Source organism: Ruegeria sp. CDSC025 (assembly GCF_059610805.1).
The window spans coordinates 139,323-164,473 of sequence record NZ_JBXWOJ010000003.1; the positions used below are offsets into that span (position 1 = coordinate 139,323).

Below are 25,151 nucleotides of genomic sequence, written 5' to 3' on the forward strand. Positions count from 1 at the left end.
AACACCCCGCCCGACGGTTCAGAAAAATTGCTGAATCCGCATGTTCAGATTGCCAGATATTCCTCGCGCAGCTGTGGATTCTCTAACACCTCGCTGGCGGCTCCATCAAACACGATGCTGCCCGTATCCAGAATGATCGCACGGTCCGCCAATTCCAGGGCGCGCACCGCGTTCTGCTCGACAATGATCGTGGTCATACCCTGCTGTTTGACGTGAAGCAGAGTCTTTTCGATCTCATCCACAATCACCGGGGCAAGCCCCTCATAGGGTTCATCCAGAAGCAACACCTTGATGTCCCGTGCCAAAGCCCGCGCAATCGACAGCATCTGCTGCTCTCCGCCAGACAGGGTAATTCCTTCTTGCTTGCGGCGCTCACCCAGCCTTGGGAACAGCTCATAAAGCCGTTCCAGCGACCAGCCGACAGGTGGAGCGATCTGGGCGAGTTGCAGGTTCTCTTCGACCGTCAGACCGGGGATGATACGGCGATCCTCGGGCACAAGGCCAAGGCCTGCGGCGGCGGCCTCATAGCTGGTCATTTTGTGCAGCGGCTTGTGATCCAGCCAGATTTCACCATGACGCACCTCGGGGTCACTGACCCGCGCGATGGATCTGAGCGTCGAGGTTTTGCCAGCACCATTCCGGCCCAGCAGGGCCAGAATTTCACCTTCGTGCACGTTAAAGCTGACGCCCTGCACGATATAGCTTTCGCCATAGTATGAATGCATGTCCCATACGGACAAAAACGCAGGGGCGGTGCTGGCCATATTGGCGTTTTTCGAAAAGTCAGGTTTCTCGTTCATTGCTTTTCCTTACGCGGCCTCACCCAGATAAGCTTCGCGAACCTTGGGATGCCCGCGGATGTTTTCTGGCGTATCTTCGACCAGAGGTGTTCCCTGCGCCAGAACGGTGATGCGCTCGGCCAGGCTGAACACCACATGCATGTCATGTTCAATGATGGCGATGGTAATGTCACGCTCGTCCTTGATCTGTTTGAGCAGGTCGATCGTGTTGTTGGTATCTGCCCGGGCCATCCCGGCGGTGGGTTCGTCCAGCAAAAGCAGGCGCGGGTTCTGGCTGAGGCACATGCCGATCTCAAGTCGTCGCTTGTCCCCACGTGACAGCGATGCCGCGTGCATCTCGCGTTTGTCAGCCATGTTCATCTCTAACAGCATCGCCTCGGCCTGCTCGACAATCGCCTTTTCACTGGAGATGGTTTCATAGGCGTGCATCCGAAAAGCGCCGTCCCGCATCGCAAAGATCGGGATCAACATGTTCTCCATCACAGTCAAATCGCCGAAAATTTCGGGCGTCTGGAACACACGGCTGATACCCATCTGGTTGATCTGATAGGGTTCCAACCCCAGAACAGAATTGTTGTCGAACAAAACAGAACCGGTATCCGGCATCAGCTTTCCCACCAAACAGTTCAGCAAGGTTGACTTGCCCGCACCGTTCGGGCCGATGATCGCGTGGACCGAGTTTTCTTCGACGTTGAGGTTCACATCCGACAGCGCCTTGAGGCCACCGAAGCGTTTGCTGACGTCTTTGACTCGTAGAATTGCCATGGTGCCCCCTTATTCCGCTGGCTCGGTTTTGCCCTTCGGGGCATCATCGGCGCCCGGTTTCTTACGCTTGAACCAGCCCATCAGCCGCTGACCACCTTCAACCAGCCCACCCGGCAGATAGATCACCACCAGCATGAACAGGATACCCAGCGTCAGATGCCAACCCTTGCCGATGAACGGATGGATCAGGAACACAACCGCGTCCTCAAGCCCATCGGGCAGGAAAGCGAACCAGCTGTGCAGAACATTGTCGTTGATCTTCGAGAAGATGTTTTCGAAATACTTGATAAAGCCTGCTCCCAGTACCGGCCCGATCAGGGTCCCTGTACCGCCCAGAATTGTCATCAGTACCACCTCGCCCGAGGCAGTCCACTGCATCCGTTCGGCCCCGGCCAGCGGGTCCATTGCGGCCATCAGCCCCCCCGCCAGACCGGCATACATGCCTGAAATCACAAAGGCTGCCAGCGTGTAGGGTTTCGAATTTAGACCGGTATAATTCATCCGCTGCTGGTTGGATTTCACCGCCCGCAGCATCATGCCAAAGGGCGAGCGGAAGATGCGGATAGAGAGATAGAACACCGCCATCATGATCACCGCACACAGGTAATAGCCCGCGTTAAAGTCAAAGCTCCAGGCACCTACATCCAACGTATAGGTCGCGCGCATGGGAATGCCGAACAGATGCGGTAGGTTCGGCGCGCTGGCCGATTGCAGGATCTGCGGATCGTCCGCATAGACCTGCAAGCCGGTCTCACCATTTGTCAGGTTGAATTTTGGGTTCGAAAGCACCGAATAGGCCAGTGCAAAGCTCATCTGTGCAAAAGCCAGCGTCAGGATCGAGAAATAGATGCCCGACCGACGCAGGCTGACAAACCCGATCAGCAGCGAAAACACCCCGGCGACAAGAACGCTGAGCGCGATGGCCGGAACGACGTTATAGCTGAGCAGTTTGAACATCCACACTGCGGAATACGACCCCACCCCAAGAAAGGCCGCATGGCCAAAGGACAGGTATCCGGTCAATCCAAACAGAATGTTGAAGCCGATCGCAAAAATCCCAAAGATCACGAACCGCTGCATCAAATCGGGATAGCCCGCGTTGAACTGCGCCATGGCGCTGCCTTCAGGGAACGGGTTCAGGATAAAGGGCGCCAACAGGGTCAGTATGGCGACGATGATCAGCAGGCTGGTATCTCTCTTGTTCAGTCCCAACATGGCTTATTCCTCCATCACGCCTTTGCGCCCCATCAACCCGCGTGGACGGGTCAAAAGCACGATGATGGCGACAAGGTAGATGATGATCTGGTTGATGCCGGGGATCGTGGTCGTGGCCCAGGTGGTCGACGCAAAGCTTTCGAGCACGCCCAGCAGGAACCCGGCCAGAACCGCGCCCGGCAATGAGCCCATCCCCCCCACAACCACAACCACAAAGCTGAGAACCAGAAAGTCCATGCCCATGTGATAATTCGGGGGGTTGAGCGGCCCGTACATCACCCCGGCAAGACCCGCGACCGCGGCCGCAATCCCGAACATGATGGTAAACCGCCTGTCGATATTTATCCCCAGCAGGCCCACCGTTTCACGATCTGCCATGCCAGCCCGCACGACCATGCCAAAGGTTGTGAATTGCAGGAACGAGAACACCGCTCCGATAATGCCAACGGCAAACCCGAAATAGACCAGCCGCCAGATCGGATAGATGATGGCGTTGGGATCGAATCCAACCATGATGCCAAGATCAACAGACCCACTCAGCATATCGGGGGGCGGGGTCTGGATCGGATTGGCACCGAAGAAATATTTGATGATCTCCTGCAGCACGATCGCCAGGCCAAAAGTCACAAGGATCTGATCCGCATGAGGGCGCTTGTAAAAATGTTTGATCAGCCCGCGCTCCATCACGTAGCCGACAAACAACATGATCGGAATCGCGAACAGGACAGCCAGAGGAACGGACCAATCTATGATTGACGCGCCAATCTCGGGACCGAACCAGGCCTCAATATACGGGGTTTCAACCTTCAGCGGGTTGCCCAGAAAATCTTTCTGACTTTCATCAAGGGTCACGTAGCTCAAGTTAAAGAGTTTTTGCAAAGACACGGCGCAGAACGCACCAATCATGAACAGCGCCCCATGGGCAAAGTTCACAACTCCAAGCGTTCCGAAAATCAGCGTCAGGCCAAGCGCGATCAGCGCATAAGCCGACCCCTTGTCCAACCCGTTCAGAATTTGCAGAAGAATGGCGTCCATAGTCCCCACCTTTGGCCTGTCCAGTGGACTCCCCCATAGGCGGGAGAGCCCGTTTTCTAGGTCAGAGAATTTTCGTCGAAAATTCTCGCGCTTGTGTTACGCGCCCGGATTGCATTTACCCAATTCGCCACCGGCAAACATCGGGTGCTCGGGATCGTATTCGACCTGCGCGCGTGGGGTGATCTCGACGATCTCCAGCGTGTCATAGGCGTTAGTCGGGTTCTCGTTGCCCCGCACCACCAGCACATCCTTAAAGCACTGATGATCCGCGCCTCGATACCAGGTCGGTCCGTTGCCCAGACCGTCGAACTCGAAATCTTCCAGCGCTTCGGCGACACCACAGGGGTTGAAGGTACCCGCTCGTTCGCACGCATCTGCATAGAGCAGAACCTGTGCATAGCAGGTCTGAGCCGAATTGGACGGCGGCTTGCCGTATTTCTCACCAAAGGATTTCACAAAGGCCTTGGTGCCTTCGTCTTGCAACTGCCAGTTCCAGTTCATCGAACCCAGCACGCCCTTGATGTTCTCGCCAGCACCGGCAGCCATCAATTCGGAATACAGCGGCACGACAATCTTAAAGTCTTTGCCGTTGGCCACCTTGTCGAGCAGGCCGAACTGAATCGCATTGGTCAGCGAGTTCACCATGTTACCGCCATAGTGGTTCAGAACCAGCACATCCGCACCCGAGTTCAGAACCGGCGCGATATAGGACGAGAAGTCCGTCGACGCGAGCGGTGTTTTGACCGTGTTGACCGTTTCCCATCCCAAGGCTTCGGTCGAGGCCACAATCGACTCTTCCTGAGTCCAGCCCCAGTTGTAGTCAGCGGTCAGATGATAGGCCCGGCGTTCACTACCCATTTCGGCAGCAAGAACCGGCGCCAGAGCAGCGCCCGACATGTAAGCATTGAAGAAATGGCGGAAACCGTTCGCCTTCTTGTCCTTACCGGTCGTGTCGTTGGCATGGGTCAGGCCAGCCATGAAGATCACGCCCGCTTCCTGACACAGACCCTGAACTGCGACAGCCACGCCCGAGGACGAGCCGCCGTTGATCATGATCGCACCGTCTTTTTCGATCATCGACTTGGCCGATGCGCGTGCGGCGTCCGATTTGGTCTGGGTGTCGCCGGTTACGAACCCGACCTTTTTACCAAGAATCCCGTTCCCTTTCAGGGCCTTGGACGTAAAGGTGTTCAGGCAACCGCCATCGCCCTCACCGTTCAGATGCTCGACTGCAAGCTGCTGTGCCAGCAGTTCATCATTACCCTCTTCTGCATAAGGCCCGGTCTGCGGAACATTGAAACCCAATGTGACAGACGACCCAGAAGGTTCGTTAGTATATGCAGCAGCCGACGATGCGGTAAAAATCGTAGGTAGGGCCAGACCGGTACCGGCAACAGCACCAGACTTCAGCACGCCGCGGCGTGTGACAGATTTATTAGTCATTCATTCCTCCCAGTTCCCTGTTTTACGTCTGTTGGCTCCTCTTCCAGCAAACGATTGCGCAGGTTTACGCACCGCGAGTATGGCGGGGGTTCTGAAAATTTCTCAATAACCTATTCAAAAAGCAGCTATGTTATGTAAACAAATGAACACCTAGGTGCGGATTTTTGTAAATTCTTAAACATCTTATGCTTCTTAAGAATTGAAATTAAAAGGTATTATTTGAAAACATGCGGGTGATCGCCATGCAGGCAGTGCCGCTCTGCTCGGCAAGCAAGAAGTTGTTGCTAAATCTAAAGGAGAGCCCGGGCCGCATGATACAGCTCAGATGGTCACCGGGACGAGCTGACTTCCCCTGCAGATCAAGCCGTTTGAACCTGGATTCTCAAACCCGAAGCATCGTGCAAATCAAGAATTGTGACAAATTGAAAAACGGTTAATCCCTCCACGGCTGCATCGGTGAATACAGGCAACCGCCCGACCAACCGACGACCAAACAAGCGCAATAACCTTACAAAAAAGGCATAAACCACTACGCTTCGCCCCGTATTCCGCGAACAGGTCAAAGAAATAGTCCGCGAATTTTGTGCAGTTTGTTTACTGAAACGCGACGAATTGATCGTACATAATTAGGTTAATGATTTTTTAGATGAGTTTTAGACGATTATATAGAACTATAGGAATGTAAAGAATCGGTAGGAGGTTGCGCACTCTTATATTGCAAATGCGCGTTTATGTTTGTTCGAGTACAGGTTGTTATCTATGGTCCGGGGGAATGCTCAGAGCGCAGCGTGGTTGCCAAACGCGCTTCATGCCAGAGCCATCATTAATTTCATTCATTGGAGCCAGGCAGGCGTCGTTCTTGATGCCGCGCTTGAAGGTATCGTCAAAGCATTTGGCGCCGATTGTGCTGTCATCAGCCGTGTGTGGCTGAACAAAGGGGCCCATCGTGTTGCCGCACGGGCTGACACACGGGATCCAAAATTCCAAAGACCGTTGTTTCATTCTTTCGCCAACGACGCCCTCGGCCCGTTTCGGAACAAACCAAAACGCGCCTCGGTGTTTAGTCTGCGAGATGACGGGGCAGACCCAAGTGATATCTCCGCAGTTTTGTTAGATTGGATGTCGCACCGCAAGCTGGATGACATTCTGTTCATATGCCTGGACCATAACGGCGGCGAAATCGACTTTCTGGAACTTCATTTCGGGCAGAGTTCCGAACCCGGTTACCGCGAAGCTATTGAACAGGTGGCTCCGCAACTATCCGAGACCTATCAGGCCCGCCGAGCCGGACTGATCACTGAATCATTGTCTCGGCAATCAGTCACCGCACTCAGAAAATCATACAGTGAAGCACCTATTCTCAGCACCGAGAACCCAACGGGCCTGACCCGTGCCGAATGGCGTGTTTGCGTTCTTGTTTCACGCGGGTTGTCGCCTCAGTCCATTGGTGCCGAACTTGAGATCGGACCAGCGACAGTTCGCACGCATCTCAAGCATATCTATTCAAAAACGGCGCTGGACACCTTCCACATGCTGGCCCGGCGCTTGGTATCGGTAGAAGAGCGCGAGGCCCTTCATGGGAAACCTAGCCAGGCACGTGCCTGATGCCTGAACTGGACTGGCAGTCCTGGCTGACATTGTGGGTATTCACACCGCTGTTCGTAATGATCGCCTGGACGGATTTCACCCAAATGCGCATCCCTAACCTGTACTGCCTGCTGGGCGGTGCAGTCGTGCTTATGACCGCGCCGTTTCCGGATTGGAACCAACTGCTGCTGCGCCTTCTTGTGGCCGCAGCGTGTTTTGCGATTTGTTTCGGTCTGTTTGCAGCGGGTTGGCTGGGCGGTGGCGACGCCAAGATATTGCCAATCGTATTTGCCGCAATTCCGGTCCCGGTCGTATCGACCTATCTGCTAATACTGGCAGGCTGCATGGCAGCGGGGCTGATCGGAATGTCGCTGTTTCGGCGTCTCGCCCGACAAACTTCCCCGCATATCAAGTCAACCGCCCAGTCGCGCGAATTTCCTCTTGGAATCGCTATCGGATCATCCGGGGTGATCCTAGCAATCTGGTCGGCTACTGCGCTTTGGTTCTGACCATGCCAGCGTCTTAGGGGCCAAACGCATCCATATAACGGATCACGATCGGGGCCAGGATCAGCCCAGCGATTGCAGGCAGCATAAAACTGGCCATAACCGCCGACATTTGGACAGGCAACTTGTTGGCCTTTTCCTGTGCCCGCACCTCGCGCAGTTCACGCATTTCTTCGGCATAAGTGTTCAAAGCCGCAGCCAGGGGAACGCCAAACCGGGTCGATTGCAGCACAACGCTTACGAATGAGCTCATTTCCTCGATACCTGTTCGACGCGCCATACGCATCAGCGCGGTATCTCGGTCACGCCCTGCCTGAATCTCGGAAAGCGCAATCAGCATCTCTTCGGACATTTCTGGCGCGACAAGTTGCATTTCGACCGCCACTTTCAGCAAGGCCTGATCAAAACCGAGGCCAGCCTCGATACCGATCTGAAGCAGATCCAGCATGTTCGGAAACGCATTTTCCATCAGACGCTTGCGCTCTTTGATCCGGGCGCCCATCCATAACTGCGGTATGAGATACCCGATCCCGCACAATACGCCGACATTCCGGATAATCTCGAACGCGTTCAGGCTGGACGTATATTCCGCGATCCGCGCACCCAAGTTGTTTGCCGGTTGCCAGGACATCAGGAAGAGGAAGGCCAGCGGCAGGAACGTCGCCAGCCCCAAACGGATAAGATAGAAATTCACGATTGCGTTTTTGCTGCGAAATCCGGAACGCGCCAACACTTGCCCAACTTCGAAACGTACACTGGCATCGCTGGGTATCAGGGCCGCACTCAAACCTGTCGGCGCTTCGCCCTCGACTTTTTCAGGAACTGCCCGTGACAAAGCCTGACGTGGTCGGCTTGACACCATGCGCTCTGCGGCTGTGGACCGTTCGCTAAGCGAGGACGAGATACCAAGAAACGCTACGACCGCACCTATCAGCACACAACCCAGAACCAGGATCTGCGTTGATAATTCGCTATCAAAAATCGAACTCAAATACTCCATCGAATACGCCTCTTCAAATCCGGAAATTCACAAGCTTGAACATCACAATCGCGTTCAGGACGATGGTCACTGCGATAACGCTCATGACTGGCACAAAGGCCGGAGAGTCCGCGACATCGCCATAATATGTCGGCGTCATGATGGTCATGAACACGGCAATGCCAACGGGAATGGATGACAGGATATAAGCCGTCATGCGGCCTTCGGCCGAGATGGCCTTGACCTTGCGACGCAATGACATTCGCGCTCGGATCACGCGGGCCAGCGTGCGCAAGATGCCGGCCAGGTCACCACCTGTGCCGTGCTGCATCATCAGCGCAACAGCTAGATACTGGATATCTTCTTCATCGATGCGGTCAGCCATGCTTTTGATCGCAGTCGTCAGTTCTTCGCCATAAGAGACCTGATCAACGACCAGCCCAAACTCAGTTCCAATTGGGTCAGGCATTTCTTCGGCGACACTTTGTAAGGTTGTGTTCAGTGGGTGCCCCACCTTCAATCCACGGGACATCAGGTCCAGCGCATCGGGCAACTGCTTGATCAACGCCGCCTTGCGCTTGCGCAACGTCACCCCCAACGCAACCAGTGGCGCGATCAGGAAAACAAGGGCGCAGGTGGGGACCACTTTCAACGGATCAGCCACCATAGACCCACCAATGGCCGAGATCAGAAAGGCTGCGCCGCAACCGGCCAGAAACATTTCGGGAACCATGTTCAGGCCCGAAACCTTCAACGCCAGAGGCAAATCCCCCACCAGCGGGAAACTCCGCAACAGTGGCTTGGCTTCCTGCGGTTTCAACAGGCTGAGGACATCCTCACCCGACTTCCCCTCGGACAGCATCTGAATTCGGCGGTTGATCGCCTCTTCGCGGTTTTCGCCACGCCGCATAAACTGACGCAGCCCTTCAAAAGCAATCAGCGCACCCAGGAAAACCGCAAGCGCCAGAACAAACCTGACATCGAACCCGGCAACTTCCATTTCCGGGCCGATCAGGTTGTTGATGTTCAGATTGGCCAGATATGACCTGATTTCCTCGAACATCCCGGACCTCCTTAGTTGAACTTGACCGTGGACAGGTCGACCCCGGCAGCCGCCAGTGCATCGCTGGATTTTGGCCGAATTCCCGTGGGCATGAACCGGCCCAGAACCTTGCCATCTTCATCCTTGCCTTCGCGCTTGAAGACAAAGATGTCCTGCATGGTGATGATGTCGCCTTCCATTCCAGTCACTTCCGAGATTGAAGTAACCCGGCGCGTCCCGTCTGACAGTCGGTTCAACTGAAGCACAAAGTGGATGGCCGAAGCGATGGTGGCCCGGATCGCCGAATGCGGCAGCTCCATCCCGCCCATCTGTACCATCTGTTCGACCCGAGACAGCGCATCGCGTGGACTGTTGGCATGAACGGTCGTCATCGAACCGTCATGGCCGGTATTCATCGCCTGCAGCATGTCGAAGGCCTCTGATCCGCGCACCTCGCCGACCACAATACGGTCAGGGCGCATCCGCAGCGCGTTGCGGACAAGATCACGCTGGGCCACAGCGCCGGTCCCGTCCAAACCGGCTGGGCGGGTCTCCATGCGGAGAACATGTTCCTGCTGCAGTTGCAGTTCAGCAGCGTCTTCGATGGTCACGACCCGTTCGTTGCCGCCGATATAGGAAGACAGGGCATTCAGCATTGTCGTTTTACCTGATCCGGTTCCTCCGGAAATCAGGACATTCATCTTTGCCTCGACCAGACCGCGCAACAACGCCGCAGCACTGTCATTCAATGCATCGTTCTTAACCAACCGCTCCATCGTCAGCGGTACGCGCGCGAATTTACGGATCGACAAGGCCGGCCCGTCCAGCGCGCAGGGCCGAATGATCGCGTTTACACGGCTGCCATCCTCAAGCCGCGCATCCACCCAGGGTTGGCGTTCATCAATACGACGGCCGACACGACTGACAATCTTGTCGATGATCCGAAGCAAATGACGTTCATCCCGAAAACGCGCCGAGGTTTTTTCCAGAATACCTGAACGTTCGACGAAAATCTGCTTGTGACCGTTCACCAGAATATCGTTGATCGAAGGGTCGGCCAGCAAAGGCTCCAGTGGCCCAAGCCCAAGCACCTCGTGCATCAGTTCTTCGACCAAAAGCTTGATTTCCTCAGACCGCATGGCCCGGCCCTCGGACCGCAACAGATCAGTTGCGTGTTTGCCGATTTCGCCCCGCAATGTGTCTTCTTCGACCTTGTCGATCACAGCCAGATTCAGCTTATCAAGCAACGAGTTGTGCATCCGGGCCTTGAGGTCGATACGGTCCATCTCGCGCTCGCGCTCCATGGCACGGCGTTCGGCGTTCTTGACCTCGATATCAGCAACATTTCCGTTCGGCTGTTTCGTGTCCAACGGCACAACTTTTGGGGATTGGGATGTTGTGCGACCCGTTCTGTCAAATTCACGAAACATTCTGCTTTACCTTTTACTTAACTGATCTTCACATCTTCGGACTTCGATTTACTGTTTGCCCACGCGTGGCGGCAGAGAAACTGTGGTTTCCTGCGCGATGCGGCGGATGGCCCGTGTCAGAGGCGCCCGGTTTGAGACCTCTTGCAGAGGTACGCCCCGATCCACGCATTCACGAACGGTTCGCTCATCCTTGGGGATCCAGTGGGCGAAATCCTGTTCCAACAGCTTTGCCGCTGCGCGGTGGTGCGCGGCCGGGATCAGGGGTTTCTTTTCCAGGCTCGCAACCAGCTGGATTTCCAAGGCCGGGTTTTCGGCGTGATAGAAATCCATCAATTTCCGCGCTGACCGGATCGAAGGCACTGCGACATCCGTTACCAAAAGCAGCCGGTCGGCTTGCGACAACACCGGCGTGATCCACTCGACCAGAGCTCGCGGCAGATCAATAATCACATAATCATGGCTGCGCTTAAGGCTGTCCAAAATGGCCGAGATCTGTTCTTCATTAATGGCACTGAGAGGACCAAAGCGCGACGGTGCAGCCAGAACATCAACCCCACAGGGGGATTTGGTCATGGCCTGTTCCAGAAAGGCGCCATCGGGAATGCTCTCATCCATCGCCATCCGCCACATGGCGTCACTTTCCTCAACATCCATCAGGGCGGCAATAGATCCGAACTGAAAATCCAAATCGACAACCGCGACTTCGTTGGCGGCTTTCTTCTTGAAGAACCCTTCCTTGGCCTGTAGCTCGTTGGCCAGATTGGCAGCGACGATAGACGATCCAACCCCACCACGGGATTTCGCCACGGCGATCACTTTGCCCAGGGTTGCCTGACCGCCCCACACGGCCGGCAACTGCGCCTGACGGCGGGCCCGGATTGCGTCCACCTGCGGCACAATTTCCTCGTCGATCCACTTTCTCGGAAGAACGTCGTCGACACCAAGCTTTTTCAGCTGGCGCGCCTTTTCCAAGGGCAGATCCTCGTGGGCCAACGCAATGATGATCGCATTTGGCATACGGGCATCACAGATTTTCCGTGCGGTTTGCAGTAGGTCCCCGGAATTCTCATCCACATCGAACAGAACAACATCATGCTCTGCAGTCAGCGAGATCGCAGAGCCGTTTACCCCCGCAACGGTGTCCTGACGACCGGTGAACCGGCAGTTCGCCTGCCCCCGCAACGAGCCTTCTATGGCCGAGTAAATCTGCTCGTCCGGTGAAATCAACAATACTGAAATCTGCTTGGCACTCATTATGTTTCTCCTTACTCACTCGCCCCGGCCGCCAGATCTTCGGCGGGAACCGATGTGCTCATCGCGGGAAGAGAAATACTGTTGGGGGTATTTGACGCAGGGGTTGTGCCGTTCGACGCAAGAGCGGCAAGACCGGCGATTGGCATCATGAAGTTAAAGTTTACGTTAACAAGTTCGGCGGTAACGACCGGCGTGTATGGCCCCCCTAAAAATCCAAGGCGCGCGTCATGCGAATATCCGATCTGTACGTTGGCGGCAGTCGTTCCCGGTGGCAGCAACATGCGGATATCATTCCAGACACGTGCGCCGTAATCCGTCGCGGTATTCAACGGGCAAGGCGCAGGCAGGGCAGGCACGGCACAGACATTGCCACTGCGGCAGAGCACCCCAAATTTCGTACTTGTAGGAGCGCCGCTTGCCAGCGTGTGCTCGGTCGGCAACGCACCGCAAAGCGGAGGCCCAAGAGTTGCCAGCCTGGCTGCTTTTTGCATCGCCTTCTGCGCCATGGTTGTCGACCAGAACAACCGGCCATAATCCACAATGCCGAACATCAGCAACAGGAACAGTGGAATGACCATCCCCAATTCGACCAGGGCGGCGCCACGCTCCTGACGCCGGAAGGTCCGCAGGATATGCGACACTCGGGTCATACGCCGAACACCCGGCTCTGATCCGAAATCACCGTGTCAAGCGTGCTAACAGCCCCGCCGAACAGGCCCAGAACATTGCCCAGGATAAAATCAATCTGGATTTTCGCGGTCACTTCGACCACTGAGGTCGGGTCAATACGATAGCTGCCAGACCGCGATATGCAGGTCGGGGTTACATCCACCAGCGTTGTTCCGACCGGCAAATGCGCCCCACCGCCCAGTCGGTTGGCGACAATATCTGTGGCCATTGCATCATAGCTTGCGACGCCACCCGCGCTGCATAGATCCAGCGGTGCGATGCGAGCGATCATGCGTGACGCATCCCGTACGCCGGCAGATGTCGCCTGATGTATCCAGGTGATCCGGCTGCCCTCGATGATCACAACAAAGAACAGCAAGATAACCGGCAGAACCATGGCGAACTCGACCATCGGCGCGCCAGACTCGCAGCGCCGAAAGCGTGAGAGGAAGCGACCCAGCGGCTTCATCGGTACAGCCTCACAACATCGCGGAAAATGCCATCAACGGCACTGCCGCCAACTCCGCCGCCAACCTGTTTGACCACCTCGACGAAGATGTCGAAATCCGAGCCTGTGGATTCTTCAAGCGGCTGAAACAGAAAGACTTTTACGAACTCCTTCACCGGCACATCGGTGGCCCGCCCGGAAACCGGGTTCGCGGTGCAGTCAATCGCTGCGGCGATAAATGTCCGGCGGTCGGGGTCGGTGCTGGGCTGGCTTGAACATTGGGCGCGGCCGGTCTCGTCCCGTCCGGTGACGATATCGCCTGACCCGGCCCGGCTGACCTCGTCCAGATATACCTGATACCGGGTGTTTCCTGTCGGTGCACCCTGCGCATGCGGTGTCAGCGTACCGTCCGGTCCAACGCCATAATTCATAAGGTTGTAAGCTGCTTGCCCTGACGTCCAGTTGCCATCGCCAAAACGGCTGCCATTGCAAAGACCACTCACCGGGTCAAAGCAATCATCCGGCGGCATTGGAATAGTATTGGTCGACAGGGTCGGATTGTTGTTCAAACATCCCCCACCAGTATGGTCCCAGCCCGAGATCACATTTGGGCCCGGTGCATAGTCTGGATCGTTCTTCAGTTGGTTCATGGTCGCCTGGAACATATCGAACCGCGAATTGTAGATCGCGCTGCCAATCCCGTTCCGCTGACCGGGTTCGGTGTCGACACCGCGCTGAGACACGCATTTGGTCAGGTTCCCATTCGCAGCAATGAGGCAGATATACAGCTTTGAACCAGTCAGACCGGCGCATGGCCCGTTTGGATTGATCCCGATATCCGTTGGATCCAGAAATCCGAAATTCCCCGGCCCCCAGGCCGAGTTGTTGCCGCCAGTACGCAATTTGATGGAAGCGCCGATATTGGCGCTGGAGGTCCAGCCCGACGGGATGCAGAACATCAACGGCGTTACGTCACAGGCATATGCTGAATACCCAGCGATCGAGACTGAATTCACCTCTCCGGACGGGCTGGCGACGCCCAGCAAGCTGGCCAGCGATCGGCCAAAAGGCAGGAAAACAGTCCGTGGTGTCGCGGTCACCTCGACCAAGACAGCACGCGCCGGGTCTGTCGTCACAAAGGGCGTAACCGAGTCGTTATCGTCTGGGTCTGCCCCCGGAGTAGGCAATCCGGTCAGAAAACGAAGCGAAAAATCCGCAGAAGTTCCAAGGCTTTGGCTGCCATCAGCGAAAAACTGTTCGTCGTCGATCATGCCGGATGCCGCAGCTGTTGCACGTGTAATGGCGTCAGCATTGCCATCCAGCTCTCCTGCGGCGGCAAGCGCCACGTGGTCGGTATAGGCTTGCATGTCAGTTTGGGTAGAGGCGATACGCCCCAGATCAAAAGTCAGTGCAGCCATTCCGATCATGACGACCATGAACATGCCGACAAAAACCAGAATTGTGCCGTCTTCTTTGTCCCTGATTTTGCGTAGCGAAGTCATATCAACCTCCCTCGAAAGACCAACCTGACCTCAGTTCACCGGCTCAGTTGTTGCACTGGTGTTCCCAAAGACCTGAATTTCCTGAACGTCGGTTGCCCCACGGCGAACTTTCACAATCGGCCTGGGCGTGCCCTCTTCTAGCGGTGATTTTTCAAGGAGGATGTCGCTGAGGCGAACCGCTTCCAGCGGCTTATCCTCTTCTGTTTGCAGAGACCGCAGAGACAGGCTGAGCTGCCCAGCCTTCTGCGCCAGAGCCAACTTCTGACCTTCATCCGGGGTGACCTCGATCGTAACCGTGCGGGCAATGCCCGGTTGGTCAAGCTCTTCATCCGCGGTTTGGTCCACGCCGATGACCCGGATATTCTGCAGGATCGTCACTGCACGCAGTGTATCATTGGTGCCGCGGGTCAGAACAATGTCGACAAAGTCGCCAGGCGTAACAAATCCGCCTACCCCTGTCTGCGCGTCGACATTGATCGCCATCGCGCGGTTATTCTCGCCAATCGTCTGAACGATTGTCACTTTTTCACCAAAATCGGAAACTTTCGAGGTCAAAAGAATTTCGCCCTGCGCCAAAGCGCGCTTGGCCCGGCGAGGTTCTATGCCTGCGGCAGGCAGGACATCATCAAAACTTGTAAAAACACCTGCAGGCACAGATGCAGTAGGCCAATCAATGGTCGTCAGCTTGTGCCCTTCGATCGGCGTTCCGAACGCGATATCTTCGGCCACGGCCACAACACGAACTATGGTTGGTTCACCCGCTGACTGATTCCTTCGGATCTGATCCTGTGCCAGAATGACTGCGCCACCCGCCAAACCTATTCCCAGGAAAGTCATCAAAAATGATTTAATACGCATGGTATCCTCCAATTCCCGGGAAAACTCAGGATAATTACTTAATTGGGCCTGAATGGCCAAACAGACCGCTTATGCAAATCAAAGGTGGTCTGGTAGGAAACTGACGCCCCACACTTGCGAATGGGAAGTCAGGTTTTTTTCACTTAGGAAATTGGCGCGCAGCTTAAGGCGTTGTCCGCTGGGCTGCCGAGTTTGCATCACTAAAGTTGCTGCTGGTCGTGCCAGCCAAATTGGTCAGAATTGTCCCGCCGACGACAATCGCAACAAACAGCGCGATGCCATATTCAACCAGGGTGGCGCCACTCTCGTCTTTGCGTAGCTTCAGAAATACTTTGCGAATTCCATTCAACATTACTTGAACTCCAGACTGTTTTACCAAAGTGCGAAATCCCGCACTGACACGAGGAACACACCCCCGTTAACTAAATCGTTACCGATGAGGCGGTGCCGAAACCTCCCCACAAACGAAAAGAAATTCCCGCTTAGGGCGAATTTTCGATCATTTTGGGCGGAAATGTGTAAAATCGCGGACCGATTTACGGTGCGCGGCAGCAGATTTACCTGATCTCCCATCAGAAAGAATCGACTGTTGAGAAGCTGCTCGGGGTCAATAAACCGGGCCCCGCGTCAAACGAGCAATCATTTGCAACCGATTGCAGCCACCAGACTAACTGGCTTAGTATCACGACATGAAAATGTCTGTCATCCCACCTTTCTTCTGCAGGTACGAAACATGAGCGTCACCCTAAAAGACGTCGCAGCTCTGGCCGGGGTGTCGCGCTCTGCCGTGTCGCGCACCTTTACCGAGGGTGCCTCGGTTTCGGCAAAAACCCGAAGCAAGGTGGAAAAGGCCGCGGCGGAACTGGGTTACAGCCCAAACGCCCTGGCCTCGTCCCTGACCACGGGGCGGACAAAACTGATTGGGTTGATCTCGAACAACTTTCACAACCCGATTTTCCTTGAAGTCTTCGATCAATTCACGCGCGCCTTGCAGGAACGCGGTCTGCGCCCGTTGATCGTGAACCTGACCGATGAGACCGAGCCTGCCAATTCCGTTCGGATGCTGCGCCAGTATTCTGTTGACGCTGCCATCGTGGCCTCTTCGACCCTGCCGCCAAGTTTCGCCAAGGCCTTTCACGACGCTGGCGTCCCGGTTGTGCATACGTTCGGGCGCTCGGCGACCTCACCAGAGGTACATGTCGTCGGGATCGACAATGTCGAATGTGGTCGCATGGCAGCCCGCGAGCTGCAGGCGCGGGGTTATCGGCGCGTTGGATATTTGGGCGGGCCAAAAGATGCGACCTCGGCCATGGATCGATATCAGGGCTTTATGGAAGAGGCGGAAAAGCACCCTGATCTTGAGGTCACATACTCTTTCGCCGGGGCCTATTCATTTGAGGCGGGGCGCGCGGAAATGCTGGATCTGCTAAAGGGTCAACCAGCCGAAAGCTATTTCTGCGGCGATGACATTCTGTCCGTCGGTGCGCTGTCCGCCCTGTCGGATCACGGGCTGAAACCGGGCAAGGATATCGGGATCATCGGCCTGAATGACATGGAGATGTCGCGTTGGGAAAGCGTGAATCTGACGACCATCCACCAACCGATCAAGCAAATCATCACCTCGTCTGTGGATCTGGTGGAAGAGATGCTGAAAGACCCCGAGCGTTATCCCGAGGCCCGCATTTTCCCCTGCCGCGTAGTCGAAAGGGGCACGCTGCGCCCCCGCACCTAGTCAGCGGAACATAGGGGGGCGCGCATCCTTCCAGGCTCCGTCTTCATTGCCCGACGCAACGGCAGCATGGACCGCTGCGATAGACCGCACCCCATCCGCTGCGCCTGGCAACCCGTCGCGGGTTTCGCCACGAATGGCATCGGCCAGATCGCAATAGATGTTGGCCACAGCCAAGGGAAACCCTTCAGGATGTGCGATGGCCACCCGCGACAGGCGCTGGGCGTCCTCGTACAAGCCACCTTCGCCCTTTTCAATGATCTGTGTGCGGCCGCCGACCGGTGTATAGAGCAACTGGTTGGGCTGTTCCGAGGTCCAGCGCAGACCGCCGGTTTCACCGAAGACCTGAATGTCGAACCCATGTTGGCGCCCGATCGCAACGGACGAAGTCCACAAGCGCCCGACGGTGCCACGCTCTGTCCGGAAGTTGACCATGGCATCATCCTCCAGCACGCGGCTTGAGATGGTCGAGGCCATGTCGGCGGACAGCGACGTGACCTCATCATCGCAAATGAAGCTGGCCATATGCAGCGCGTGTATACCGCAATCCGCGAACTGCCCCGAGACACCGGCCATCGCCGGATCATACCGCCAGCGCACGCGCGGATTGTCGGCGTCAGTGGCATCCCCGTGGTGGCCGTGGCTGAAATTCGTCACGACCAGACGCACCTTGCCGATATCCCCGACCCTCACCATTGCACGTGCCTGGCGCACCATCGGATAAGCCGAATAGCAATAATTCACGGCGCATAGCTTGCCCGATGCTTCGGCGATGCGCACGATCTCTTCGCCTTCTTCCACGGTCATCGTCATCGGCTTTTCGCACAGAACGTTAAAACCCGCCTCGAGATAGGCCTTGGCAATTTCAAAATGGGTCGAGTTCGGTGTCGCGATTGTAACCAGATCGATGCGGTCGCTACGGTCTTTTTCACCGGCTAGCATCTCTTGCCAGTCGCCATAGGCGCGATCAGTTGCAACGCCCAGACGCTGTGCATATTCACGTCCCACGTCGGGGCGGTGGTCCAACGCTCCGGCAGCGAACTCAAACAGCCCATCGGCCTGTGCGCCAAGGCGGTGCGCAGGGCCAATCTGGCTGCCTTCACCGCCACCGATCATGCCCCATTTCAGCTTTGTCATGGTCTTGGTCTCTCTTTGGAAATTGGGTGGTGAGCTTTCAGAAATCGCTGATATCTGTCCATTGCCGTGCGTCTGACGAGGCCAATGCAGCCGCCAGAACGCGGTTCACATCATGCCCGGTGCGGAAGGTGGGCCAGATGTTCTCTCCCGAATGGATGGCCTGCAGAAAATCCTTGGCCTCGATAATGATCTGATCCTGATATCCTGTCCCGTGGCCAGGGCCCTGGCAAAAGGGCTCGTAATCCGGATGCGCGGGGCCGGTCAGGATCTTGGTGAACCCGCGCGTGGCCTCGGGGCCTTCGCGGCGATACAGCCACAGGGCGTTCTGATCCTCTTGATCGAACCGGATCGCACCTTTGGTACCCGAGATCTCATAGGCGTAACCCATCTTGCGACCCGTTGCGACGCGGCTGAAATAAAGGTTTCCCATGACCCCGTTTTCAAAACGGCACATCATCTGCGCGTGATCATCATTGGTAACTTCGCCGCCGGGGCGATGCCGGTGCACCGTCTCCACATCGGCCATAACCTGAGTGATCGGCCCGATCAGCGCCAACGCACCATTCACCATATGCGGAGCAAGATCGCCGATGGTTCCATTGGCCATTCCCGTTGTGCGCCAGGTTGCCGGGGCCTCGGGGTCGGCATAGAAATCCTCAGTATGTTCGCCACGGAACCATGTGACCTGACCGATTTCCCCTTCAACAATAAGCTGACGCGCATATTGGCTGGCGGGCGTACGGATATAGTTGAACCCGACCATGTTGATTGCACCTGTGGCCTCGGCTGCCGCCACCATCGCGCGGCTGTCGTCCAAGGACGCCCCCAAGGGTTTTTCGCACAGCACCGGTTTACCAAGGGCAAACGCCGCCTCAGCGATTTGACGGTGTGTCGACTGAGGTGAGGCGATCACAATGGCCTCGACCTTTGGATCCTCGACCAACATGCGCCAGTCATCGGTGGCGCGCTGGAACCCGTAGGCGGCACGATAGACTTCCGCGCTTGCAGATGTCGAGGCACAGATCACCTCAAGTCGCGGGCGCAGCACGGTGTCGAACACCGCACCTACCGCTGACATCGCGACCGAGTGGGCCTTGCCCATATAGCCGCCGCCAACAATTCCAATTCCAATTTCAGGCATCTGCCGCGGCCTCGCACATATCATTTGCAACCGGTTGCAAAATCAGTATCGTGTGAATCGATTCAACGCAAGGATCAACACACCTTGCCGACCCTTTTCGCCGGAGGAAATGACTTGACCGCTTTGATGGACGGTATCAAAGGAAACCGCTTTGGCGTCTTGGGTCGTGCGGGCATGGACCTGTTTGCCGATCCCATCGGCGAGAAAAGTGAGGATGCCGACGCGTTCCGGGCCGATCTGGGCGGTTCATCGGCAAATATATGTGTGGGTCTGGTCAAGCTGGGCAGTCAAGCGTCGCTGATCACCTCGGTATCTGACGACGCGGTCGCGCGGTTCTGCCTGAACCGGCTGGCGCATTACGGCGTCGATACGTCCAACATACGGGTTGTAAGGGGCGAATACCGCATGTCGCTGGCAATCTACGAAAGCCGGACAGAAGATTTCCAGAATGTCATCTACCGCAATGGCGCAGTCGATTTCCAAGTCACCGAAGAGGATATGGACCAGGTCGATTTCAGCTCCTTCTCGGCTGTGATCTCGGCCGGAACCGTCTTTGCGGCCGAGCCTTCGCGCAGCGCCACATTCCGGGCCATCGACACGGCCCGTAAGGCCGGTGTGCCCGTAATATTTGACATAGACTATCGCCCTTACAGTTGGCCCTCACCCGAAGTCGCGTCCGAGGTCCTGTCCCGCGCCGGTGACGCCAGTGATCTGATCGTAGGCAATGACGAAGAATTCGGTTTCATGGCGGGCGGGATAAACAAAGGGTTTGCCAAGGCGCAGGAACTGGCGGCCAAACCAGGCCGCGTGGTGATCTATAAAATGGGTGAAAAAGGCGCCATCACGCTGATGGGCGGGCAGGAATTTCAGACAGGCATCTATCCGGTGACTGCCGTCAAGCCGAATGGCGCAGGTGACAGTTTCATGGCCGGGTTACTGGCCTCGGTTGCAGCGGGGTACTCGCTGAAGGACGCGGTGATGCGCGGTTCGGCCTGCGCCTCGATCGTCGTGTCTCAACCCGGCTGCGCGCCCGCGATGCCGACCACCGAACAGCTGGACGCGTTTCTGGCCACCCATCCCGGCCCCACGGCATAGGAGATCCCAATGCATATCGCCCCCTATGACAACCAGAACAAACCCATCGTGGATGTCGATGACCCAATGGTGCCCCTGAACTATTTCAACATCGTCAAACTGAAACAGGGCGAGGCGTTCGAATATCAAGTGCCGGGATATGAGACCTGCATCGTCCCGGCCACAGGTACGGTCGATGTGGATGTCGAAGGCGTGCAATTTGCCAAGCTGGGCAACCGAGGAGAGGATGTCTGGGATGGAGAGCCAGAGGGCGTTTATGCACCTGTTGGCGCGAAGGTGCAGATCGTCTGCATCTCGGATCATTCCGAAGTCTTCATCGCAGGCGCCAGATACGACAAGGTTTTGGACCCGTTCGATGTCCGCCAGCACGATCTGGTGCAATACGGCAGCGACGACACCAAAACCCACCGCAAGATCAAGCACATCCTGGGCCAGAAACAGCATGACAAGGTGGGCCGTCTGCTGGTGAGTGAGCTGTTCACCGTGGGTCAGGGCGGCTGGTCGGGATTTCCCAGCCACAAACACGATACCAACCGCCTGCCGGATGAGACCCGCCATGACGAGACCTATAATTTCCGTTTCAAACCCAACTGGGGCTCTGGCCTGCAGATGCTGCAGCGCGAGGATAACGAACCGGGCGACGCCTATCATATCATGGACGGATCGACCGTCTGTATCGACAAGGGTTATCACCCCTGCTGCGTCCTGCCGGGGTATGAGATGTATTATTTCACGATCCTCGGCGGCCTGACCCAACGCTCGCTAGTCCAGTATTTCCAACCCACCCATGCCTATCAGATCGAAACCATACCGGGCATCAAAGACATGATTGCAAAATTCAAATGACCCTCGCCACACTGAAAGACGTTCTGCAACCGGCTTATGAACAAGGCTATGCCGTGGGCGGCCTGGTCACGTTAGGATGGGAGGATATGCGCGCCTATGTGGCCGGAGCCGAGGCCGAAAACGCGCCTCTGATCCTGCAGGCCGGACCCAGTTGCCGCGAGCACACACCCCTGCCCATTCTGGGCAAGATGTTCCGCTATCTGGCCGAAAACGCCTCTATCCCCGTCGTCGCCCACCTGGACCATGGGTACACGTTCGAGGACTGCAAAATCGCGTTGGACAGCGGCTTTACCTCGCTGATGTTCGACGGGTCGCGTAAGCCATTGCAGCAAAACATCGATGAGACCGCGGCCATTGCCGAAATGGCCCATGCGGCAGGGATTTCATGCGAGGGAGAGATCGGCTTTGTGGGGTATTCCGGTGGCGAAGGCTCAAATGGTACCGACCCCGAGGAAGCCGCGAAGTTTGCACGCGAAAGCGGCGTCGACGCGATGGCGATTTCGGTTGGCAATGTTCACTTGCAGCAAAACAAAGAAGGTGGCCTGGATGAGGCGCGTATCGCCGAAATCGATGCCGTGACCGAAGTGCCTTTGGTCATTCATGGCGGGTCCGGTGTGCCGGTAGAGCAGCGTATGAAGCTGGCGCGCGAGACCTCGATCTGCAAGTTCAATATCGGGACCGAGCTGCGTATGGCATTCGGAAATGCCATGCGTGAAGCCGTCAATCGTGATCCTGAACGGTTTGACCGCGTCACGATCCTGAAGGAAACGCACGACCCAGTTGAGGCTGCTGCCCGCACCGTGATCCGTGCCTTTGGCGCCCCGCCGCAGCATTAGGGCGTCAAGTTACCAGTCGGTCGGGAGCGCACCGTCAAGCGGCATCACCTCAGATCGAGCCGCCTTCGACCATGAAATTCCCCGCGCTGCACATGGCCGCGTCGTCCGAGGCCAGAAACAGGACCATGCGCGCCACATAGATCGGCTCAATCGGGTCCGGGAGACATTGACGATCCACCTGCTTGGCCAGCGCCTCGGGTGTCACCCATAACTCTTTTTGCCTCTCCGTCATGATCCAGCCCGGAACTACCGTGTTCACCCTGATGCGATGGTCGCCCAGCTCGCGCGCCATGGTGCGGGTCAGGCCGTGAACGGCAGATTTGGCGGTGGCATAGGCCGGGAACCCCGCCCCGCATTCCCACCAGGAATTCGAGCCTAGGTTGACGATGGCCCCCTTGCCCTTAGCGATCATGCCCGGGGCCACCGACTGGATGGCAAAGAACATATGGCGGATATTGGTTGCCATTCGGTCATCCCAATACTCCGGCGTTACCTCGCGCCAGTCGTGGCGTTCGTCATGGGCAGCGTTGTTGACCAGAACATCCGCCTCGCCCAGCGCGGCGACCAGCCGCTCGAAGGCGGCCTGCAATGCCTCAATGTCGCGCAAATCGCATTGGGCAAAGGCATGCTGCCCATCCAGTTCTGCCAGCAGCGCTTGGCCCGCATCTGCGTTCAGATCAACAAACCCGACCCTGGCCCCCTGGGCGGCAAAGGCGCGAACCGTTTCGGCGCCGATCCCCCCGGCCCCGCCGGTGATAAAAACTGTTTTTCCCGCAAGACCGGGGTAATTCGCAAAATTCGCGCTCATGCGTCACGCTCCATGATCCATTCAACTTCGGGGGCGGCAACAAAGCGCCATTTCCGCAATGGGCCGGCCATGACGTTCAGATAGTACATCTCAAACCCATAGGGCGCACCGCAGGGATGATGCCCGCGCGGGACGATCACGACATCGCCATCAGATACAGCCATAGCCTCGTCCAGATCGCCATCATCGGTATAGACCCGCTGAATGCCGAACCCGTTCGAGGGGTTCAAACGGTGGTAATAGGTCTCTTCCAGATAGGTTATGCGAGGAAAGTCATCCTCATCATGGCGATGGCTGGGGTAGGAGGACCAGTGGCCATTGGGCGTGAAGACCTCGGTCACCAGCAGGCTGTCAGCGACGTCTTCGGCCTCCATCGCGATATTGTTGATATAGCGGGTATTCACACCCTTCCCGCGTTCGGTCAGTGTGATGCCACCCGGCCCGATCCGTCGCGCCGGGTGGCCACCTGTGCCGGGAGCCGAACACACGGCCACAACACAATCGGTTTCCGCCACGGCCTGCCAATCGGTTCCGTTGGGCAGGTACAGACAATGCGGCGGCGTCTTTTCAAAGACATCCATGCGGTCACCCAGCACACCCCAATCCTGCCCGGCCCCGGTGATATGCGCCTTGCCCTCGACCATGACCAGGATGACCTCATTGTCACCGGTTTCTTCGGTCGCCTTGTCACCTGCGCGTAGTTGGTAAAGACCGAACCCGACATAGCGCCATCCCGCAGAGGCAGGGGTGATGTCATGCACCTTGCCATGGGGGCCGCGTGGTTTCCTGAGCAGGTTGGCCATGGGGCCTCCTTTCTGGGCGCGCCGGCCCGGTTCGTAACGTCAGGCGGATTGTCGGGTTTTCAACGCCGAAAGTGCCGAGGTCAGTTGCTCTGGCGTCCATTCTTCGGCGACCGCACGCCGCAAGATATCCGCCTGGCTTTCCGGAGCGTTACCGCCAATCGGGGGATCTGTGTCCAGATTTGTCGGAAACGGATAACCTTCGGCCGTCGCCGCGATGGCCGCGTCCAGTTCGGACCCAGTCAGCTCGCCGCTTTGCTTCAGGGCCACCAGTGACGGCAGCACGGCCTGCGCCATGGACCGGCGGTCGATGGCCTCCATCGCACGACCAAAAGCGGATGAGATCTGCAACAAGTTCGCCATGCGGTCGATATCCGTGCTGCGGTTCTCGCCGGCCGAGTGGAACAGTGCGGGGTTGAAGAACACCGCGTCGCCTTTGTTCAACGGCACCTGAACATAGCTCTTCTCAAAGTGGTCCCTGTGCGCGGGGTCGTGAAAGCCAATATATCCGGCTGGATATAGCTGTGAAAACGGCAACAGTTTGGTGGGCCCGCTTTCCACCGGCATGTCACAATGTGCCACTGCCCCCTGCAAGGTCAGCGCCGCCGTCAGCAGATGTGCATGCACCGGGTACCGGGCAGCGCTTTCAGCGGTCTGAAAGCCCAGATGGTAGTCCCTATGCGCCTGCTGTGCCTTGCCGCCGGGGCGGACCTGATTGACCTGAGCCGTGACCTGATAGTTCGGCCCCAGCCATGCCTCGCAGGCGGTGGCAACAGCAGCGTTGCCGAAGTATTTTGAGAAACCTTCCGGATCGCGCAGGCAGTGCTTTTGCAGCGCATTCCAGATCCGGTCATTCGCACCCGAGGCGGCAAAATGATCACCCTCGCCTTCGCCGCTTTGGCGTTCCTCGTCGATGATCTGCCGAAAAACCTCGGTCGCCCGGTCGATCACCGACAGATCCTGATAGGCCCCTTTCAGCGCGATCACCCCGGCGGATTGGTTCAGCACATGGCCCCATTCCGCCATCAAAGCGCGCCGTTGCCCTGTATCTTCCAGCGCGGGACGCAGGGCATTCATGTCATAGACGGGGACGTTCTTTTCGATCATCGCGGCCTGCGGAACCATGTCCGAGGTCAGTTTCCGAGAGGTCAACACCTTGAATTCGTCCAGATCACAGGATTCCCGGTCAAAATACCCGACATATCCAATTCTTTGACTTACCATGA

General features: G+C 56.9%; 25 protein-coding genes. 6 read left to right on the forward strand and 19 right to left on the reverse strand.

What is annotated here, in order from left to right; genetic code table 11:
- Positions 1–44: 44 nt before the first annotated feature.
- From AC2FH8_RS06125 to AC2FH8_RS06145, 5 genes are all read right to left on the reverse strand, one after another.
- Complete coding sequence (locus AC2FH8_RS06125) at positions 45–800, reverse strand: ABC transporter ATP-binding protein (protein WP_142635758.1); 756 nt, start codon at positions 798–800, stop codon at positions 45–47.
- A gap of 9 nt (positions 801–809) precedes the next feature.
- Complete coding sequence (locus AC2FH8_RS06130) at positions 810–1,565, reverse strand: ABC transporter ATP-binding protein (protein ID WP_142635756.1); 756 nt, start codon at positions 1,563–1,565, stop codon at positions 810–812.
- Positions 1,566–1,574: 9 nt separating this feature from the next.
- Positions 1,575–2,780 carry a branched-chain amino acid ABC transporter permease gene (locus tag AC2FH8_RS06135; protein ID WP_142635754.1) on the reverse strand — a complete coding sequence of 402 codons (1,206 nt, stop codon included), beginning with the start codon at positions 2,778–2,780 and terminating at the stop codon, positions 1,575–1,577.
- Positions 2,781–2,783: 3 nt separating this feature from the next.
- Positions 2,784–3,815 carry a branched-chain amino acid ABC transporter permease gene (locus AC2FH8_RS06140; protein ID WP_142635752.1) on the reverse strand — a complete coding sequence of 344 codons (1,032 nt, stop codon included), beginning with the start codon at positions 3,813–3,815 and terminating at the stop codon, positions 2,784–2,786.
- Positions 3,816–3,911: 96 nt separating this feature from the next.
- Positions 3,912–5,258 carry a substrate-binding protein gene (locus tag AC2FH8_RS06145; RefSeq protein WP_142635750.1) on the reverse strand — a complete coding sequence of 449 codons (1,347 nt, stop codon included), beginning with the start codon at positions 5,256–5,258 and terminating at the stop codon, positions 3,912–3,914.
- 759 nt (positions 5,259–6,017) lie between these two features.
- On the opposite strand from AC2FH8_RS06145, the gene AC2FH8_RS06150 reads away from it, so the two are divergent.
- Entirely contained in the window at positions 6,018–6,863 is an 846-nt protein-coding gene (locus AC2FH8_RS06150; RefSeq protein ID WP_496689153.1) for a helix-turn-helix transcriptional regulator, read from the forward strand.
- Positions 6,863–7,354: an A24 family peptidase gene (locus AC2FH8_RS06155; protein WP_496688841.1), complete on the forward strand. Its 492-nt coding sequence runs from the start codon at positions 6,863–6,865 to the stop codon at positions 7,352–7,354. The genes AC2FH8_RS06150 and AC2FH8_RS06155 overlap by 1 nt, the downstream gene beginning before the upstream one ends.
- Positions 7,355–7,367: 13 nt before the next feature.
- Here AC2FH8_RS06155 and AC2FH8_RS06160 read toward each other — a convergent pair whose 3' ends face one another.
- From AC2FH8_RS06160 to AC2FH8_RS06200, 9 genes are all read right to left on the reverse strand, one after another.
- Positions 7,368–8,342 carry a type II secretion system F family protein gene (locus AC2FH8_RS06160; protein ID WP_496688843.1) on the reverse strand — a complete coding sequence of 325 codons (975 nt, stop codon included), beginning with the start codon at positions 8,340–8,342 and terminating at the stop codon, positions 7,368–7,370.
- 22 nt (positions 8,343–8,364) lie between these two features.
- Positions 8,365–9,393, reverse strand: coding sequence for a type II secretion system F family protein (locus AC2FH8_RS06165; RefSeq protein ID WP_496688845.1), 1,029 nt, complete (start codon positions 9,391–9,393; stop codon positions 8,365–8,367).
- Between the two features lie 11 nt (positions 9,394–9,404).
- The gene (locus tag AC2FH8_RS06170; RefSeq protein WP_142635741.1) at positions 9,405–10,802 is read right to left on the reverse strand and encodes a TadA family conjugal transfer-associated ATPase; all 1,398 of its coding nucleotides are present in this window, start codon (positions 10,800–10,802) and stop codon (positions 9,405–9,407) included.
- A 48-nt stretch (positions 10,803–10,850) separates the two neighbouring features.
- Complete coding sequence (locus AC2FH8_RS06175; protein WP_142635739.1) at positions 10,851–12,056, reverse strand: CpaE/TadZ family protein; 1,206 nt, start codon at positions 12,054–12,056, stop codon at positions 10,851–10,853.
- A gap of 11 nt (positions 12,057–12,067) precedes the next feature.
- Entirely contained in the window at positions 12,068–12,706 is a 639-nt protein-coding gene (locus AC2FH8_RS06180; protein WP_281995342.1) for a TadE/TadG family type IV pilus assembly protein, read from the reverse strand.
- A complete protein-coding gene (locus tag AC2FH8_RS06185) occupies positions 12,703–13,194 on the reverse strand; it encodes a TadE/TadG family type IV pilus assembly protein (RefSeq protein ID WP_142635735.1) in 492 nt (163 codons plus the stop codon). The genes AC2FH8_RS06180 and AC2FH8_RS06185 overlap by 4 nt, the downstream gene beginning before the upstream one ends.
- Positions 13,191–14,675, reverse strand: coding sequence for a pilus assembly protein TadG-related protein (locus AC2FH8_RS06190; RefSeq protein ID WP_142635733.1), 1,485 nt, complete (start codon positions 14,673–14,675; stop codon positions 13,191–13,193). The genes AC2FH8_RS06185 and AC2FH8_RS06190 overlap by 4 nt, the downstream gene beginning before the upstream one ends.
- 30 nt (positions 14,676–14,705) lie before the next feature.
- Positions 14,706–15,533 carry a Flp pilus assembly protein CpaB gene (cpaB, locus tag AC2FH8_RS06195; protein WP_142635731.1) on the reverse strand — a complete coding sequence of 276 codons (828 nt, stop codon included), beginning with the start codon at positions 15,531–15,533 and terminating at the stop codon, positions 14,706–14,708.
- Between the two features lie 163 nt (positions 15,534–15,696).
- On the reverse strand, positions 15,697–15,885 hold the full coding sequence (locus tag AC2FH8_RS06200) for a Flp family type IVb pilin (protein WP_281972471.1): 189 nt from the start codon (positions 15,883–15,885) through the stop codon (positions 15,697–15,699).
- A 381-nt stretch (positions 15,886–16,266) separates the two neighbouring features.
- On the opposite strand from AC2FH8_RS06200, the gene AC2FH8_RS06205 reads away from it, so the two are divergent.
- Positions 16,267–17,265 (forward strand): LacI family DNA-binding transcriptional regulator, encoded by a 999-nt coding sequence (locus AC2FH8_RS06205; RefSeq protein WP_496688849.1) that lies wholly within the window; start codon positions 16,267–16,269, stop codon positions 17,263–17,265.
- Here AC2FH8_RS06205 and AC2FH8_RS06210 read toward each other — a convergent pair whose 3' ends face one another.
- Together AC2FH8_RS06210 and AC2FH8_RS06215 are read right to left on the reverse strand one after the other, a co-directional pair.
- Positions 17,266–18,399, reverse strand: a complete 1,134-nt coding sequence (locus tag AC2FH8_RS06210) for a Gfo/Idh/MocA family protein (protein ID WP_496688851.1) — start codon at positions 18,397–18,399, stop codon at positions 17,266–17,268.
- A gap of 37 nt (positions 18,400–18,436) precedes the next feature.
- Complete coding sequence (locus AC2FH8_RS06215) at positions 18,437–19,540, reverse strand: Gfo/Idh/MocA family protein (protein ID WP_281995346.1); 1,104 nt, start codon at positions 19,538–19,540, stop codon at positions 18,437–18,439.
- A gap of 126 nt (positions 19,541–19,666) precedes the next feature.
- Between AC2FH8_RS06215 and iolC the strand changes: the two genes are divergently transcribed.
- From iolC to AC2FH8_RS06230, 3 genes are read left to right on the forward strand one after another with little or no spacing between them, the layout of a single operon-like run.
- Positions 19,667–20,635 carry a 5-dehydro-2-deoxygluconokinase gene (gene iolC, locus AC2FH8_RS06220; protein ID WP_496689155.1) on the forward strand — a complete coding sequence of 323 codons (969 nt, stop codon included), beginning with the start codon at positions 19,667–19,669 and terminating at the stop codon, positions 20,633–20,635.
- A gap of 9 nt (positions 20,636–20,644) precedes the next feature.
- Complete coding sequence (locus AC2FH8_RS06225; protein ID WP_496688854.1) at positions 20,645–21,481, forward strand: 5-deoxy-glucuronate isomerase; 837 nt, start codon at positions 20,645–20,647, stop codon at positions 21,479–21,481.
- Positions 21,478–22,317: a class II fructose-bisphosphate aldolase gene (locus AC2FH8_RS06230; RefSeq protein WP_496688856.1), complete on the forward strand. Its 840-nt coding sequence runs from the start codon at positions 21,478–21,480 to the stop codon at positions 22,315–22,317. The genes AC2FH8_RS06225 and AC2FH8_RS06230 overlap by 4 nt, the downstream gene beginning before the upstream one ends.
- Before the next feature lie 49 nt (positions 22,318–22,366).
- On the opposite strand, the gene AC2FH8_RS06235 is transcribed toward AC2FH8_RS06230, so the two are convergent.
- From AC2FH8_RS06235 to AC2FH8_RS06245, 3 genes are read right to left on the reverse strand one after another with little or no spacing between them, the layout of a single operon-like run.
- Positions 22,367–23,125: an SDR family NAD(P)-dependent oxidoreductase gene (locus AC2FH8_RS06235; protein ID WP_496688858.1), complete on the reverse strand. Its 759-nt coding sequence runs from the start codon at positions 23,123–23,125 to the stop codon at positions 22,367–22,369.
- The gene (gene iolB / locus AC2FH8_RS06240; protein ID WP_281995349.1) at positions 23,122–23,928 is read right to left on the reverse strand and encodes a 5-deoxy-glucuronate isomerase; all 807 of its coding nucleotides are present in this window, start codon (positions 23,926–23,928) and stop codon (positions 23,122–23,124) included. Before iolB ends, AC2FH8_RS06235 begins: the two co-directional genes overlap by 4 nt.
- 39 nt (positions 23,929–23,967) lie before the next feature.
- Entirely contained in the window at positions 23,968–25,149 is a 1,182-nt protein-coding gene (locus AC2FH8_RS06245) for a phytanoyl-CoA dioxygenase family protein (RefSeq protein WP_281995350.1), read from the reverse strand.
- Positions 25,150–25,151: the final 2 nt, after the last annotated feature.

What these genes read in the sequence shown, in the direction of transcription:
- AC2FH8_RS06145 (WP_142635750.1), bottom strand. Translation starts at nt 5,258, where the DNA reads ATGACTAATAAATCTGTCACACGCCGCGGCGTGCTGAAGTCTGGTGCT.
- AC2FH8_RS06135 (WP_142635754.1), bottom strand. Translation starts at nt 2,780, where the DNA reads ATGTTGGGACTGAACAAGAGAGATACCAGCCTGCTGATCATCGTCGCC.
- AC2FH8_RS06125 (WP_142635758.1), bottom strand. Translation starts at nt 800, where the DNA reads ATGAACGAGAAACCTGACTTTTCGAAAAACGCCAATATGGCCAGCACC.
- AC2FH8_RS06165 (WP_496688845.1), bottom strand. Translation starts at nt 9,393, where the DNA reads ATGTTCGAGGAAATCAGGTCATATCTGGCCAATCTGAACATCAACAAC.
- AC2FH8_RS06130 (WP_142635756.1), bottom strand. Translation starts at nt 1,565, where the DNA reads ATGGCAATTCTACGAGTCAAAGACGTCAGCAAACGCTTCGGTGGCCTC.
- AC2FH8_RS06190 (WP_142635733.1), bottom strand. Translation starts at nt 14,675, where the DNA reads ATGACTTCGCTACGCAAAATCAGGGACAAAGAAGACGGCACAATTCTG.
- AC2FH8_RS06235 (WP_496688858.1), bottom strand. Translation starts at nt 23,125, where the DNA reads ATGAGCGCGAATTTTGCGAATTACCCCGGTCTTGCGGGAAAAACAGTT.
- AC2FH8_RS06230 (WP_496688856.1), top strand. Translation starts at nt 21,478, where the DNA reads ATGACCCTCGCCACACTGAAAGACGTTCTGCAACCGGCTTATGAACAA.
- iolC (WP_496689155.1), top strand. Translation starts at nt 19,667, where the DNA reads ATGGACGGTATCAAAGGAAACCGCTTTGGCGTCTTGGGTCGTGCGGGC.
- AC2FH8_RS06215 (WP_281995346.1), bottom strand. Translation starts at nt 19,540, where the DNA reads ATGCCTGAAATTGGAATTGGAATTGTTGGCGGCGGCTATATGGGCAAG.
- AC2FH8_RS06210 (WP_496688851.1), bottom strand. Translation starts at nt 18,399, where the DNA reads ATGACAAAGCTGAAATGGGGCATGATCGGTGGCGGTGAAGGCAGCCAG.
- AC2FH8_RS06225 (WP_496688854.1), top strand. Translation starts at nt 20,645, where the DNA reads ATGCATATCGCCCCCTATGACAACCAGAACAAACCCATCGTGGATGTC.
- AC2FH8_RS06180 (WP_281995342.1), bottom strand. Translation starts at nt 12,706, where the DNA reads ATGACCCGAGTGTCGCATATCCTGCGGACCTTCCGGCGTCAGGAGCGT.
- AC2FH8_RS06150 (WP_496689153.1), top strand. Translation starts at nt 6,018, where the DNA reads ATGGTCCGGGGGAATGCTCAGAGCGCAGCGTGGTTGCCAAACGCGCTT.
- AC2FH8_RS06175 (WP_142635739.1), bottom strand. Translation starts at nt 12,056, where the DNA reads ATGAGTGCCAAGCAGATTTCAGTATTGTTGATTTCACCGGACGAGCAG.
- AC2FH8_RS06205 (WP_496688849.1), top strand. Translation starts at nt 16,267, where the DNA reads ATGAGCGTCACCCTAAAAGACGTCGCAGCTCTGGCCGGGGTGTCGCGC.
- AC2FH8_RS06155 (WP_496688841.1), top strand. Translation starts at nt 6,863, where the DNA reads ATGCCTGAACTGGACTGGCAGTCCTGGCTGACATTGTGGGTATTCACA.
- AC2FH8_RS06200 (WP_281972471.1), bottom strand. Translation starts at nt 15,885, where the DNA reads ATGTTGAATGGAATTCGCAAAGTATTTCTGAAGCTACGCAAAGACGAG.
- iolB (WP_281995349.1), bottom strand. Translation starts at nt 23,928, where the DNA reads ATGGCCAACCTGCTCAGGAAACCACGCGGCCCCCATGGCAAGGTGCAT.
- AC2FH8_RS06185 (WP_142635735.1), bottom strand. Translation starts at nt 13,194, where the DNA reads ATGAAGCCGCTGGGTCGCTTCCTCTCACGCTTTCGGCGCTGCGAGTCT.
- cpaB (WP_142635731.1), bottom strand. Translation starts at nt 15,533, where the DNA reads ATGCGTATTAAATCATTTTTGATGACTTTCCTGGGAATAGGTTTGGCG.
- AC2FH8_RS06170 (WP_142635741.1), bottom strand. Translation starts at nt 10,802, where the DNA reads ATGTTTCGTGAATTTGACAGAACGGGTCGCACAACATCCCAATCCCCA.
- AC2FH8_RS06245 (WP_281995350.1), bottom strand. Translation starts at nt 25,149, where the DNA reads ATGGTAAGTCAAAGAATTGGATATGTCGGGTATTTTGACCGGGAATCC.
- AC2FH8_RS06140 (WP_142635752.1), bottom strand. Translation starts at nt 3,815, where the DNA reads ATGGACGCCATTCTTCTGCAAATTCTGAACGGGTTGGACAAGGGGTCG.